A 14,093-nucleotide genomic window follows, 5' to 3' on the forward strand; every position below is an offset into this window, starting at 1 on the left:
CCGCCCGACGAGGGACCGATCTCCGCGTCAGCGGGCGTCGCGGTAGCGCCACATGGTCAGCGAGCCGAAGACCGCGACCAGTCCGGCCGCCCAGACGAGGGTCAGCACGAGGTCCGCTCCGGGGTCCGCGCCGGCCATCAGCGCGCGGACCGCGGTCACGAGGTGCGAGACGGGGTTCACCTCGACGAAGGCCTGCAGCCAGCCCGGCATCGTCGAGGGGTCGACGAAGATGTTGCTGCCGAAGGTGATCGGGGTGATCACCAGCATGCTCACGCCCATCACGGAGCCGGAGGTGCGCAGCACCAGGCTGAGGAACGTCCAGATCCAGCCGAGTGCGAAGGCGAAGACCAGCAGCAGCAGGACTCCCAGCACGACGCCGACGGCGCCTCCTCCGGGCCGGAAGCCGAGCAGCAGGCCGAGGCACACGGTGATGACGGCCGAGATCGTGAAGCGCACCGCGTCCCCCAGCAGCATGCCGACGAGCGCGGAGGGGCGCCAGATCGGCAGCGACCGGAACCGGTCGAAGACGCCGCGGTCCAGGTCGGTGCGCAGGGTCGTGCCCGTGTACATCGTGATCATGATCACGCCCTGCACGAGGATCCCCGGCAGCAGGAACTGGATGTAGTCGACCGTGCTGCCCGCGAGCGCGCCGCCGAAGAGGAAGGTGAACAGCAGCGTGAACATGATGGGGAACACCGTCACGTCGAACAGCTGCTCCGGCACGTGCTTGATCTTGAGCAGCGCGCGCCAGCCGAAGGTGAGCGACGTCGAGAGCGGACCGGGCGGTGCGGGCCGATCGCCCTGCACCAGCACCGAGAGCAGCGCCTCCCGATCGGGCGCCGTCGCCTCGCTCGTCCGAGTGCTCATGCCGCGGCCTCCTCGCCCGTCGCGTCCTGTGGTCGGCCGGTGAGCGCCAGGAAGACCTCGTCGAGCGAGGGCTGTCCGAGCGAGAACTGCGCGAGGTCGATGCCGGCTCCCTCGAGCGCGGTGAGGCCGCGGGTGACGACCCGGGCGGAGCCGTCCACCCGCGCCGCGAGCGCCGCCGGGTCGGCCTCCTCCCGCACCTCGACGCCGAGCACGGCCTCCAGGAGCCGCCGCGCCTCGGAGCGGTCGGCGGGGTCGAGCACGCGGACGTGCAGCGAGCCGGAGCCGACCGACGCCTTCAGCTCCCCCGGCGTGCCCTCCGCGATCACCCTGCCGCTGTCGATGACGCTGATGCGGTCGGCGAGACGGTCGGCCTCGTCCAGGTACTGCGTGGTGAGGAGCACCGTCGTGCCGCTGGACACCATCGCGCGCACGATGTCCCACACCTCGTTGCGGCTGCGCGGGTCCAGCCCCGTGGTCGGCTCGTCGAGGAACAGCAGCTCGGGTGTGACGACGATGCTCGCCGCGATGTCGATGCGGCGTCGCATGCCTCCGGAGAACTTCTTGACCTGGCGGTCGGCGGCGTCGCCGAGGTTGAACGCGTCGAGCAACTCGTCGGCCCGCCGCGAGGCGCGGGCGCCCGTGTACCCGAAGAGGCGCCCGATGAGCCTCAGGTTCTCGCGGCCGGTGAGGTCCTCGTCGACGGAGGCGAACTGCCCGGTCAGGCTGACCAGGCGCCGGACCTCCTTCGCCTCGCCGACGACATCGTGGCCGAGGACGAGGGCTCGACCGGCGTCGGGGCGCAGCAGGGTCGCGAGCACGCGGATCGTCGTCGTCTTCCCCGCTCCGTTGGGTCCGAGGAAGCCGTGCACGCCGCCGCGCGGGATGACGAGATCGACACCGTCGATCGCCCTCGTCGCCCCGAAGGTCTTGACCAGGCCCTCGGTCAGGATCGCGGGGTCGTCCATCATCGCTCCTCGGCCGCGGCGGCTCCGGCGGGCCGCCCGCCTGAGAATGCGCACACCGTACGCCCGGTCTCCTGCCCAGGACAAGACCGCCCGGACGACTCGGCCGGGAACGACGGAGGAGCCCGACGATGCGGGCTCCTCCGGGTCGTGCTCCTCGTGTGGCCGAGGCGGTGCGCCGACTACGCGTCGAGCGAGAAGTCGGCTCCGAGCAGCTCGAGCTTCGTCAGGAAGTTCTCGTAGCCGCGGCTGATGATGCCCACGTTCGAGACGGTCGAGGTACCCTCGGCCGAGAGCGCCGCGATGAGGTGCGAGAACCCGCCGCGCAGATCCGGCACCACGATGTCGGCGCCGTGCAGCTTCGACGGGCCCGAGATGACGGCCGAGTGCATGAAGTTCCGCTGGCCGAACCGGCAGGCCTGACCGCCGAGGCACTCGCGGTGGATCTGGATGGTCGCGCCCATCTCGACCAGCGCGTCGACGAAGCCGAAGCGCTGCTCGTAGACGGTCTCGTGCACGATCGAGACGCCCTTGGCCTTGGTCAGCGCCACGACGAGCGGCTGCTGCCAGTCGGTCATGAAGCCGGGGTGCACGTCGGTCTCGATGATGACCGGCTTCAGCTCGCCGCCGGGGTGGTAGAAGCGGATGCCGTCCTCGGCGATCTCGAACGCGCCGCCGACCTTGCGGAAGACGTTGAGGAACGTGGTCATCTCCTGCTGACGGGCGCCGCCCACGAAGATGTCGCCGTCGGTCGCGAGCGCCGCGGCGGCCCAGGAGGCGGCCTCGTTGCGGTCGAACAGCGCGCGGTGGGTGTAGCCCTCGAGGCGGTCGACGCCCTCGATGCGGATCACGCGGTCGGTGTCGACCGAGATGATGGCGCCCATCTTCTGCAGGATGTTGATGAGGTCCATGATCTCGGGCTCGATGGCCGCTCCCGAGAGCTCGGTGATGCCCGACGCGCGGACGGCGGTGAGCAGGACCTGCTCGGTGGCGCCGACGCTGGGGTAGGGCAGCGACACCTTCGCGCCGTGCAAGCCCTCGGGCGCCGACATCCGGATGCCGGAGGGCAGCTTCTCGACGATCGCCCCGAAGTTGCGGAGCACCTCGAGGTGGTAGTCGATCGGGCGGTCGCCGATGCGGCAGCCGCCGAGATCGGGGATGAACGCCTCGCCCAGGCGGTGCAGCAGCGGTCCGCAGAAGAGGATCGGGATGCGGCTCGAGCCGGCGTGCGCGTCGATGTCGGCGAAGTGGGCCGACTCGACGTTCGACGGGTCGAGGATGAGCTCGCCGACCTCGGGGCCCTGCTTGACCTTCACGCCGTGGACCTCGAGGAGGCCCTTCACGACGCGGACGTCGCTGATGTCGGGCACGTCGCGCAGCGTCGAGGCGGTCTCGCCGAGCAGCGCGGCGACCATCGCCTTGGTGACGAGGTTCTTCGCCCCCTTGAGCTCGATGCGGCCCTTCAGCGGACGGCCGCCGTTGATCGTGATCCGCTCGGTCATCATCCCCACCCGCGCTCCGGACGCCTTGGCGTCCTGGAGGGCCTTCGCATCCTGCAGAAGTGTGTTCACGCTATTTCACCGGCAATGTCTTGGGCCGCCAGCTCTCGCGACGGGTCTCGAATTCGGAAATACGCGCTTCGTCGCGCAGGGTCAGGCCGATGTCGTCCAGCCCTTCGATCAGGCGCCAACGAGTGTAGTCGTCGACCTCGAAGGGGAAGGTCTCGCCACCGGCGGTGACCGTACGCGCAACCAGATCGACGGTCGGTTCTATTCCCGGCTGCTCGTCGATGAGCTCCCACAGGCGCTCGATCGCCTCCTCGGCGACGACCGCGGCCAGCAGGCCCTGCTTGCCGGAGTTGCCCCGGAAGATGTCGCCGAAGCGGGAGGAGAGGATGACGCGGAAGCCGAAGTCGCGCAGCGCCCAGACCGCGTGCTCGCGGCTGGAGCCGGTACCGAAGTCGGGACCGGCGACCAGGATCTGCGCACCCCGGAACTGCGGCTGGTTGAGGACGAAGTCCTCGTCCTGACGCCAGCCGTGGAACAGCGCGTCCTCGAAGCCGGTCTTGGTGACCCGCTTGAGGAACACCGCCGGGATGATCTGGTCGGTGTCGACGTTGCTGCGCTTCAGCGGCGCGGCGATGCCCGTGACCGTCTCGAACTTCTCCATGATCAGGCCTCCACCAGTTCGCGAGCGGGCTCCAGGTCGGACGGGCTCGACAGCGTGCCGCGGACGGCGGTCGCCGCGGCGACGAGCGGGGACACCAGGTGGGTGCGCCCGCCCTTGCCCTGGCGGCCCTCGAAGTTGCGGTTCGAGGTCGAGGCGCAGCGCTCACCGGGGGCGAGCTGATCGGGGTTCATGCCGAGGCACATCGAGCAGCCGGCGAAGCGCCACTCGGCGCCGAAGTCGGTGAAGACGCGGTCCAGGCCCTCCGCCTCGGCCTCGATGCGCACGCGGGCCGAGCCGGGGACGACCATGACGCGGACGCCCTCGGCCTTCGTGCGGCCCTTGATGACGGAGGCGAAGGCGCGCAGGTCCTCGATCCGGGAATTGGTGCAGGAGCCCATGAAGACGGCGTCCACCGGGATCTCCTTCATCGGCGTGCCCGCCTCGAGATCCATGTACTCGAGGGCGCGGCGTGCGTTCGATCGCTCGTTCGGGTCCTCGATCGCGTCCGGGTCGGGCACGGACTGCGAGAGCGAGACGCCCTGTCCCGGGTTGGTGCCCCAGGTCACGAACGGCTCGAGGGAGTCGGCGTCGAGCACGACCTCGGCGTCGTAGACGGCGCCCTCGTCGCTGGGCAGGGTGCGCCAGTAGGCCACCGCGTCGTCCCAGTCCTGACCGGCGGGCGCGTGCGGGCGCCCCTTCAGGTACGCGAAGGTCGTCTCGTCGGGGGCGACCATGCCCGCGCGGGCCCCGGCCTCGATCGACATGTTGCAGATCGTCATCCGGCCCTCCATCGAGAGCGAGCGGATGGCGGAGCCGCGGTACTCGAGCACGTAGCCCTGGCCGCCGCCGGTGCCGATCTTCGCGATGACCGCGAGGATGATGTCCTTCGCGGTCACTCCCTCGCGCAGCTCGCCGTCGACCGTGATCGCCATGGTCTTGAACGGCTTGAGCGGCAGGGTCTGCGTCGCCATGACGTGCTCGACCTCGCTCGTGCCGATGCCGAACGCCATCGCGCCGAAGGCGCCGTGGGTCGAGGTGTGCGAGTCGCCGCAGACGACGGTGATGCCCGGCATGGTGAGCCCGAGCTGCGGTCCGACGACGTGCACGATGCCCTGCTCGATGTCGCCGAGCGAGTGCAGGCGGACGCCGAACTCCTCCGCGTTGCGGCGCAGCGTCTCGATCTGGGTGCGGCTGGTCAGATCGGCGATGGGCTTGTCGATGCCCAGCGTCGGGGTGTTGTGGTCCTCGGTCGCGATGGTGAGATCAGGACGCCGCACCGGGCGCCCGGCCATCCGGAGGCCGTCGAAGGCCTGCGGGCTGGTCACCTCGTGCACCAGGTGCAGATCGATGTAGATGAGGTCGGGGGTGCCGTCCTCGCCCTTGGCGACGAGGTGGTCGTCCCAGACCTTCTCGGCCAGCGTGCGCGGCCGGACCGCGCCCGCGATCGGGTTCGCGGACTCGATGGAACTGTCGTTCATGACGGGTTTCTCTTCCTCGGAAAGGTGGTCAGCCCACGGAGACACCGCGACGAGGGAGGCCTGTCAGATCGAGGTCTCGTCGCGGCGGAGAAGGAGGAGCCGGCCGAACAGCATCCCCAGACACTACCACCGCGCCGAGGCCGCTCCCGGGAGCGCGACGCGCTAGGACGTGACGAGCATCGCGATGAGGACGGCCGGGACGACGAGCAGCGCCGCGGTGCCCACGACCACTCCCCCGACGACGAAGACGGCCGCCACGGCGGCGCCCAGCATGCCGACGATGCCGCCGCGCTTGCGGGCGGGGAGGGCGTCGTGCTCGAACCACTCGGCGGACTCCTCGTTCGCCGAGTCCGCCTCGTGGCGGGAGGCCTCGAGCAGCTTCGCGGGCAGTTCGGCGAGCATCCGCGCGGCGTGCGACGACTCGTTCGCGAGCTCCCACGGCTCCACGAGGGCGCGCTCGGCCAGCTCGAACGGATCGTCGTCGGTGCGGACGAGAGCGCGCTCGAAGGCCTGCAGCTCCTCGGGCGACGCCCCCTGCTCGACGAGGTAGCCCCAGCGTCCGGCCTCGATCAGATCGCCGGAGCGGCGGTAGAGCTCCGAGAGGAGGACCCGCGGATCGAGCCAGGAGGGATCGGCTTCGACGCAGCGCTCGAGGAGCGACACGGCTCCCCTGACGTCACCCTCGGCGAAGCGCGTCTTCGCGCGATCGAGGGCTTCGGCGGTATCCATCCCTCCAGTATGCCAACGAGGCGGCGGGGGCGGCGCCCCGCGCCCCCTTCGGGCATCACACCTGTTGGAGGGTCACAGCGGAGGCGTCGCGCTCAGCGACGCGGGTCGAGGACCGCGTCGACGACGACGACCGTCACGTTGTCGCGTCCGCCGGCCCGGACCGCGGCGCTCACGAGCCGGCGGGCCAGATCCGCGGAGCCGATCGCACCGCTGTCGCGCTCGGCGAACAGCGCCGCGATGGCCTCGTCGGAGAGCTCCTTCGTCAGTCCGTCGGAGCACAGCAGGTAGCTCGAGCGCGGCAGGACCGGCAGCGTCCAGACGTCGGTCTCGACCTCGTCGTCGGCCCCGAGGGCCCGGGTGACGATGTTCCGGTCCGGGTGCGTCTCGGCGAGCTCCCGCGTGAGCAGACCGGCCGAGACCAGCTCCTGCACCGCCGAGTGATCGACCGTGAGCTGCTCGAGACCGGCGCCGTCCCAGCGGTAGGCCCGCGAGTCGCCGACGTTGAAGAGCGCCCAGCGAGCCGGTCCCGTCGCGCCGGGCAGCACGAGGGTGAGTCCGGTGAGGGTCGTGCCGCAGACCTCTCCGCCGACGTCGAGGCCGCGGACCGCCGCGTTCGCCGCCTCGACCAGATCGAAGACCGCGTCCACCGGTCCGAGGGCGGAGGGGGCGTTCGCCCGGAGCGCGTCGACCGCGGTCGCACTGGCGAGGTCTCCGCGGGCGTGACCGCCCATGCCGTCGGCGACCGCGAGGACGAGGTCGTCGGCGAGCAGGGCGTCCTCGTTGACGCGGCGCACGTTCCCGACGTCGGTGCTGCTGGTCACGCTCAGGCGGAGCACGCCCTGGGGCAGCTCGACCTCGAGGGGCGTCATCCGCGGGTCACTTCTCGTCGGAGGGACGGGTCGCCTCCGGGTCGTGCACGACCTCGGGGTGCCCGTCGTGCAGCTCGATGTGCGAGTGCTCGCGGCGCATCTTCACGAGGCTCGCGAGGGTCGCGACCGCCATGCTCACGATGATCACCGCGAGGGACGTCCAGGTGTCGATGTCCCAGACCGGCACGGGCTCGCCGCCGTTGATGAAGGGGAGCTCGTTCTCGTGCAGGGCGTGCAGCACGAGCTTCACGCCGATGAAGGCGAGGATGAACGCGATGCCGTACTTGAGGTACTCGAGCTTGTCGATCAGGCCGCCCAGCAGGAAGTAGAGCTGGCGGAGCCCCATCAGGGCGAAGATGTTCGCGGTGAACACGATGAACGGGCTCTGCGTGATGCCGAAGATCGCCGGGATCGAGTCGAGTGCGAAGAGCAGGTCCGTCGATCCGATCGCCAGGAAGACGATCAGCATCGGCGTGAAGTACTTCTTGCCGTCGATCACCGTGCGGACCTTCGAGCCGTCGAAGGTGTCCGAGATGTTGACGCGGCGGCGGAGCAGGCGGATCAGCAGGTTGTCGGTGCCCTCGTCCTCGTCCTCCTTGCCGAACGCCTGGTTGTAGGCGGTGTAGACGAGGAACGCGCCGAAGAGGTAGAAGATCCAGCTGAAGCTCTCGATCAGCTGCGCGCCGAGCAGGATGAAGATGCCGCGCAGGATCAGGGCGATGATGATGCCCACCATCAGCACCTCCTGCTGGTACTTCGGCGGCACCGCGAAGCGGCCCATGATGATGACGAAGACGAAGAGGTTGTCGATCGAGAGGCTGTACTCGGTCAGCCAGCCCGCGAGGAACTGCCCCGCGTGCTCGCCGTCGCCGAGGATCAGCATCAGCAGCGCGAAGATCAGCGCGAGGCTGACGTAGAAGGCGACCCAGAGGCTCGACTCCTTCAGGCTCGGCACGTGCGGGCGCTTGTAGACGATCAGCAGGTCGGCGGCGAGGATCAGCGTCAGGCCGATGAAGGAGCCGACGACGAACCAGACGGGCAGATCGAGCATGGGGGCCTTTCGGGAGGAGTGGGTGCGGCGGAGCGGATCCGACGGGCGGTCCTCGCGGGGACGGCCCGGAGCTCGCCCCTCCCGGAGCGCGCGGTGCGGCGTGATCGGAGGGAGCGGGAAGGCCGGAGTGCTCCCCTTCGCGGATGCGATCCTATCGTCGGCGCGGCGCGAGGGGGCGAGGACGCCGAGCCGGATGGTCAGCGCGAGCATTCGACTCTCGAGGGCCGGCCGCTCCCACCGAACCCGGACGAGCCCGTTAACGCAGAAGAACCCCCGGCCTGAGCCGGGGGTTCTTCTGGTGTTGCCGTGGTGACCCCAGCGGGATTTGAACCCGCGTTACCGCCGTGAGAGGGCGACGTCCTAGGCCGCTAAACGATGGGGCCGCGTTTTTGCAACTCGAAGAGTGTTGCACACGGATCAGCATCGATGCAAATCGAGACGGGCGAGCGAGGAGCGTCCCCCTCCTGAGGTGCGGAACCGCGGTGCAATCCTCCGCTGCGACAGCCCCCCTCCGGGGCCGACCGCGAAGGGCGCCCGGCTCCTACGCTCGAGGTCCCCACCCGCTTACCGGCGGGCGCACCACCCCGAGGAGCCGACAGATGCCGATCCGCCAGCACCCCCGATCCCGACTCCTCGCCGCCGTCCTGGCCCTCGGGGTCGCCGCGGCCGCACTCGTCGCCGCCCCGACGGCGGCCGCTGCTGCCGCACCCGCGTCGATCGTCCTCTCCCCTGCGTCCGGCCCGGTCGGGACGAACGTCGTCGTCACCGGTGCCGCCTTCCCGAAGCGGTCCGCGGGCTCGCTCTCGGTGCTCGGCCGCTCCGCCGCCTTCACGACCAACGGCTCGGGCGCGTTCACCGCGTCGATCACTATCCCCGCCGCACCGGCCGGCCCCGCGACCGTCTCGGCGCGAGCCGGCTCGGCGACGGCGACGGCGGTCTTCACCGTCACCGCTCCTCCGGCCGCGCCCGTGATCAGCGGCGCGCGACTCCGCTTCGGGGTCACCACCCCCGGCGGAGCGTCCGCGAACGCCGAGCTCGACGCCGTCGCGGCGCTCGCGGGCGAGAGCCCGTCGATCATCGTCTCGTACCAGGACTTCGGGCAGCCGGCTCCGCTCGCGGATCTGCGCAGCGTCGCCGCCCGCGGGGCGACGAGCCTGATCACCTGGGAGCCCTGGCGCTGGGGCGGCGGCGTCGACCAGCCCGCCTACTCCTCCGCGCGCATCATCGCCGGCGACCACGACGCCTACCTCACGAGCTGGGCGCGGGACCTCGCCGCCTGGGGCTCGCCCGTCCTGCTCCGCTACGCGCACGAGATGAACGGCGACTGGTACCCCTGGTCGGACGGCGTGAACGGGAACGCTCCGGGCTCCTACGCGGCAGCGTGGAACCACGTGCACGCGATCTTCCAGGCGCAGGGCGCGACCAACGTGCAGTGGGTGTGGAGCCCGAACGTGCCCTACGACGGATCGGTCCCGCTCGACACGCTCTTCCCGGGTTCCGCCTCCGTCGACGTCCTCGCGCTCGACGGCTACAACTGGGGCACGGCGACGACCTGGAGCTCCTGGACGTCCGCCGGCGCGCTCTTCGCCGCGGGACTGGACCAGGTGCGGTCGCTGGCCCCCGGCACCCCGATCATCATCGGCGAGACGGCGTCCGCCGAGGCCGGCGGCTCCAAGGCCGCGTGGATCAGCGACCTGGTCGGGTACCTGAACGTGCAGCAGGACGTCGTCGGCCTGGTGTGGTTCCACCACGACAAGGAGGTGGACTGGCGGATCGACAGCTCGCCCTCCTCCGCCGCCGCGTTCGCCGGCGCCCTCGCCGCCCGCCGGGCCTGACGGCTCCGCCTTGCGACCGGGCGGCGAGGGCGGTTAGCTCGGAGCCATGCGACTGACCAAGCTCGAGCACGCCGCCGTCCTCGTCGAGGAGGCCGGATCCCGCCTGGTGATCGATCCCGGTGGATTCACACGCGCCGTCGAGGGCACACCCGAGACCGTCGCCGTGGTCCTCACCCACGAGCACCCCGACCACTGGGCGCCCGAGCAGCTGGAGCGCCTGCGGTCGGCGAACCCGTCGATCCGCTTCTTCGGACCGGCGGGGGTCGCGGCGGCCGCGGAGGGCTTCGCGATCGAGACGGTCGCGGACGGCGACCTCGTCGAGGTCGGTCCCTTCGAGCTGCGGTTCTTCGGGTCGCGGCACGCGGTGATCCACCGCTCGATCCCGGTGATCGACAACGTCGCGGTGCTCGTGAACGGGCGCTTCTACTACGCCGGCGACTCCTTCACCGTGCCGACGGGAGTCGCCGTCGACGTCCTCGCGGCGCCGTCCGGCGCGCCCTGGATGAAGATCGCCGAGGCGATGGACTACGTCCTCGAGCTCGCTCCGCGCCACGCGTTCGCCACGCACGAGATGGTCCTGTCCGAGGCGGGGAAGGGCCTCGGACACGACCGCCTCGGCTGGGCGACGCGCGAGGGCGGCGGCGAGTACCACGCCCTCGAGCCCGGGGACGTGCTCGAGTTCTGAGCTCAGCGAGCGGGCGGCCAGCCGGGAGCGTCCGAGTCGGCGACGCTCGCGAGGTCCTCCGCGAAGTCGAACCGCCAGCGCGCGCTCTCGCCGTTCCGCAGGACACCGGGGAGCCAGAACCTCGCGTCGTCCCACATCCGCTCGAACGGGACGTCGTCCACCGGCACGAAGGACGCGGCGAGCTCGCTCGACTCCGTCACCGCACCCGAGAACCGGCGGCAGAGGAAGACGTGCGACCGCTGGCTCCACTCGGGCCGGTGCGGGAAGCGGTAGTCCAGGACCCCGTGCGCGACGAGGTCGCGCGGCTCGGCGTGCAGCCCGACCTCCTCGGCGAGCTCCCGCACGGCGGCCTGGACCGCGGACTCCCCCGGCTCGAGCTTCCCGCCCGGAGCGACGACGCGGCCCCGGCCGAGCCCCCTCCGCTTCTCCCCCAGCAGGACCTCGACGCCCGCCGGCGTCTCGCGCAGCACGTAGACCACGCACACCTCGGGCAGTGGGGACACTCGGCACCTCCGCTCGCGCGGGCCGGAGGCCGGTGACCGCCGTCGTAGGCTAGCCCGGTGACGACCACCTCCGCGCTCGAGCGCTTCCAGGCCCTGCTGCGGGTCGACACGGTGTCGCACTCCGACGAGTCCGCGACCGACTGGTCGCGCTTCGACGTCTTCGTCGAGCTGCTCGAGCAGTTCTACCCCGCCCTGCACGGCGCGCTGGAGCGCGAGATCGTCGCCGGGCACTCCCTGCTCTGGCGCTGGCGCGGCACCGTCGACGGCGATCCCGCGGTGCTGATGGCCCACTACGACGTCGTCAGCGTCACCCCGGAGGACTGGTCGAGCTCGCCGTTCTCCGCCGACACCGTCCTGCGGCCCGACGGCCGCACCTCGGTGATCGGCCGCGGCGCCCTCGACGACAAGGGCTCGCTCGTGGCATTGCTCGAGGCGGTCGAGGCGGCGGTGCTGCGCGGCGAGCGTCCCGAGCGCGACGTCTACCTCCTCTCGACGCACAACGAGGAGACCGCCGGCGACGGTGCGCCCTCCGTCGTCGCCCTGCTCGCCGCCCGCGGCGTGCGGCCCCGCTTCGTGCTCGACGAGGGCGGCAACGTCCGCCGCGGCATCCTGCCCGGCGTCACCACTCCGATCGCCGTCGTCGGAGTGACCGAGCGCGGAATCATGAACCTCGAGCTGACCTGCCGCGACGCCGGCGGCCACGCCTCCGCTCCCCCGCCCTTCCCGGGACTGCTCGCCACGCAGCGGCTCGCCCGCGCCATCCACCGGCTGACCGAGAACCCGTTCCCGTCGACGCTGCCCGAGCCGATCGCCGAGCTCGTGCAGGCGGCCGCTCCGCACGCCGATGCGGCGCACGCCGTCTGGTACGCCCACCCGCACGAGCACCCGGACGCCGTGATCGGCGCCCTCGCCGCGCACTCCAACCGCTCGGCCGCGATGCTGCGCACCACCGTGGCCGTCACCCAGCTCCGCGGCAGCACCGGCGCGAACGTCCTCGCGTCGACCGCCAGCGCGGTCGCGAACGTCCGGATCAACCCGGGCGGCACCGTCGCGGGAGTGGTCGCCCGGATCCGCGACGTCATCGACGACCCGCAGGTCGAGGTCGAGGTGCAGGTGGCGCACGAGCCCTCGCCGGTCTCCTCGACCGGCGAGCGGGGCGACGGCGGAGCGTACGACGTGCTGCGGTCCGTGATCCACGAGGTCTTCCCGGAGGCGATCGTCGCGCCGTACGTGCAGACCGGCGGCAGCGACGCCCGGCACTTCCACGCGATCAGCGACGGCGTCTACCGCTTCATCCCCTTCGAGATCAGCCCGCAGCAGCAGCTCGGCATCCACGGAGCCGACGAGTCGGTCGAGGTCGACCAGTTCGAGCGCGCGATCGTGTTCTACGAGCGGCTGCTGCACCGGCTCTGAGCCGATCAGCCCTCGTTCCCCCGGTTCGCGTCGCTTCCTGGGAAAAGCGTTCGATGACGCGCCGCGCCGTGTTGGCCCCTCGTTCATCCCGCGATGATGGACTGGCGTCAGCGGGTGCAGTCCTGGATCCCGCGTCGTACCTTCGCTAGTGTCGATGCTGGAACAACCGATTCAGCTCCCGCCGATCGTGAAACCCGAGGATCATGACTGTCCGTCAGGCCGAGTACCCGCGGCCCAACCACTTCATCCTTCATCTCAGCGACACCCACTTCATCGCGGGCGATGGGGGCCTATACGGCTCCGACGTCGACAGCGAGGCGCAGCTCCGTCGGCTCTTCGACGAGCTCGAGGAGTCCGGCGGACGGCCGGAGGCGATCGTCATCACCGGCGACCTCGCCGACAAGGGCGAGCCGGAGGCGTACGCCAAGCTCCGCGCGGTCGTCGAGCCCGCGGCAGCCCGCCTCGGTGCCGAGGTGATCTGGGTCATGGGCAACCACGACGACCGGGGCGCGTTCCGCTCGGGACTGCTCGACCAGCTCCCGACCACGCAGCCCGTCGACCGCGTGCACGACGTGAACGGGCTGCGCATCATCGCGCTCGACTCGACCGTCCCCGGCGCCCACTACGGCGAGATCTCGGACGCACAGCTCGACTGGCTCGCCGAGGAGCTGGCGAGCCCGGCGCCCCACGGGACGATCCTGGCGCTGCACCACCCGCCGGTGCCGTCCGTGCTCGATCTCTCCGTGCTCGTGGAGCTGCGCGACCAGCCGGCGCTGGCCGAGGTCCTCGAGGGATCGGACGTCCGCAGCATCATCGCGGGCCACCTGCACTACTCCTCGACCGCCACCTTCGCGGGGATCCCCGTCTCGGTCGCCTCGGCCACCTGCTACACCCAGGACCTCAACGTCCCGGTCGGCGGCACCCGCGCGCGCAACGGCGCCCAGGCGTTCAACCTCATCCACGTCTACGACGGCACGGTGCTGCACTCGGTCGTGCCGATCGGCACCTCGACGGAGGTCTCGTACGTCTCGGCGAACGAGACCGAGCGGATCCTCGCCGCCGCCGGCGTCGAGATCGCCCCGGCCACCGCGGCACCGGTCACCCGCGACGAGGCGCTCTACCCGCCGCTCGAGGAGCGCGTGGGCGTCAGCGCCTAGCGCACGGCTCGTCGGGCGCCCGCCTCGCGGGCGTCTTCGACGATCGTCGCTCGCTCTTCCTCCATCACGCAGCCCGGATCGCCGCTGTCCCCCGTCCTCCGCTGACCGAACGGCGGGCACCGCGTCCGCCCACCCTCCTCCGCGGGTCGAGCAGCCCGCACCGCACCGCGTCCGTCCACCCTCCTCTGCTGATCGAGTAGCGCGCGCAGCGCCGCGTCCGTCCACCCTCCTCTGCTGATCGAGTAGCGCGCGCAGCGGGCGTATCGGTGATTGCCTTGGTGGTGTCGCGGGGTTCTGACTCGTCTGCGTATCTGACGCGCCTGGCCGTGCTGTCTGGATCTCGAACTGTCGAACCCCGCGACACCGTTTGAAGCG

13 protein-coding genes and 1 tRNA gene are annotated in these 14,093 nt (G+C 71.1%); 4 read left to right on the forward strand and 10 right to left on the reverse strand.

Annotated elements, in window-relative coordinates:
* Positions 1 to 27 precede the first annotated feature (27 nt).
* From NB037_RS06220 to NB037_RS06260, 9 genes are all read right to left on the reverse strand, one after another.
* Entirely contained in the window at positions 28 to 867 is an 840-nt protein-coding gene (locus NB037_RS06220; protein ID WP_251944426.1) for an ABC transporter permease, read from the reverse strand.
* Positions 864 to 1,832, reverse strand: a complete 969-nt coding sequence (locus tag NB037_RS06225) for an ATP-binding cassette domain-containing protein (RefSeq protein WP_308202056.1) — start codon at positions 1,830 to 1,832, stop codon at positions 864 to 866. The genes NB037_RS06220 and NB037_RS06225 overlap by 4 nt, the downstream gene beginning before the upstream one ends.
* A 179-nt stretch (positions 1,833 to 2,011) precedes the next feature.
* Positions 2,012 to 3,331 (reverse strand): UDP-N-acetylglucosamine 1-carboxyvinyltransferase, encoded by a 1,320-nt coding sequence (gene murA, locus NB037_RS06230; RefSeq protein ID WP_251944443.1) that lies wholly within the window; start codon positions 3,329 to 3,331, stop codon positions 2,012 to 2,014.
* Positions 3,332 to 3,401: 70 nt separating this feature from the next.
* Complete coding sequence (leuD, locus tag NB037_RS06235; protein ID WP_251944430.1) at positions 3,402 to 3,998, reverse strand: 3-isopropylmalate dehydratase small subunit; 597 nt, start codon at positions 3,996 to 3,998, stop codon at positions 3,402 to 3,404.
* Positions 3,999 to 4,000: 2 nt separating this feature from the next.
* Entirely contained in the window at positions 4,001 to 5,476 is a 1,476-nt protein-coding gene (gene leuC / locus NB037_RS06240; protein WP_251944431.1) for a 3-isopropylmalate dehydratase large subunit, read from the reverse strand.
* Between the two features lie 162 nt (positions 5,477 to 5,638).
* Entirely contained in the window at positions 5,639 to 6,205 is a 567-nt protein-coding gene (locus tag NB037_RS06245; RefSeq protein WP_251944432.1) for a DUF6584 family protein, read from the reverse strand.
* A 92-nt stretch (positions 6,206 to 6,297) separates the two neighbouring features.
* Positions 6,298 to 7,074 (reverse strand): PP2C family protein-serine/threonine phosphatase, encoded by a 777-nt coding sequence (locus NB037_RS06250; protein WP_251944433.1) that lies wholly within the window; start codon positions 7,072 to 7,074, stop codon positions 6,298 to 6,300.
* Between the two features lie 7 nt (positions 7,075 to 7,081).
* A complete protein-coding gene (locus NB037_RS06255) occupies positions 7,082 to 8,125 on the reverse strand; it encodes a TerC family protein (protein ID WP_251944434.1) in 1,044 nt (347 codons plus the stop codon).
* A 307-nt stretch (positions 8,126 to 8,432) separates the two neighbouring features.
* Positions 8,433 to 8,508 (reverse strand) — tRNA-Glu (locus tag NB037_RS06260).
* Between the two features lie 216 nt (positions 8,509 to 8,724).
* Between NB037_RS06260 and NB037_RS06265 the strand changes: the two genes are divergently transcribed.
* The gene (locus NB037_RS06265; RefSeq protein WP_251944435.1) at positions 8,725 to 9,960 is read left to right on the forward strand and encodes a glycoside hydrolase family 26 protein; all 1,236 of its coding nucleotides are present in this window, start codon (positions 8,725 to 8,727) and stop codon (positions 9,958 to 9,960) included.
* Positions 9,961 to 10,006: 46 nt separating this feature from the next.
* Positions 10,007 to 10,645, forward strand: coding sequence for an MBL fold metallo-hydrolase (locus NB037_RS06270; RefSeq protein WP_251944436.1), 639 nt, complete (start codon positions 10,007 to 10,009; stop codon positions 10,643 to 10,645).
* A gap of 2 nt (positions 10,646 to 10,647) precedes the next feature.
* Here NB037_RS06270 and NB037_RS06275 read toward each other — a convergent pair whose 3' ends face one another.
* The gene (locus tag NB037_RS06275) at positions 10,648 to 11,148 is read right to left on the reverse strand and encodes an 8-oxo-dGTP diphosphatase (protein WP_251944437.1); all 501 of its coding nucleotides are present in this window, start codon (positions 11,146 to 11,148) and stop codon (positions 10,648 to 10,650) included.
* Positions 11,149 to 11,205: 57 nt separating this feature from the next.
* Between NB037_RS06275 and NB037_RS06280 the strand changes: the two genes are divergently transcribed.
* Together NB037_RS06280 and NB037_RS06285 are read left to right on the forward strand one after the other, a co-directional pair.
* Positions 11,206 to 12,561: a M20/M25/M40 family metallo-hydrolase gene (locus NB037_RS06280; RefSeq protein WP_251944438.1), complete on the forward strand. Its 1,356-nt coding sequence runs from the start codon at positions 11,206 to 11,208 to the stop codon at positions 12,559 to 12,561.
* Between the two features lie 203 nt (positions 12,562 to 12,764).
* Complete coding sequence (locus NB037_RS06285; RefSeq protein WP_077223515.1) at positions 12,765 to 13,718, forward strand: phosphodiesterase; 954 nt, start codon at positions 12,765 to 12,767, stop codon at positions 13,716 to 13,718.
* The last annotated feature ends 375 nt before the right edge of the window (positions 13,719 to 14,093 follow it).

The organism is Rathayibacter rubneri (assembly GCF_023743255.1).
GTDB classification, from domain to species: Bacteria; Actinomycetota; Actinomycetes; order Actinomycetales; family Microbacteriaceae; genus Rathayibacter; species Rathayibacter rubneri.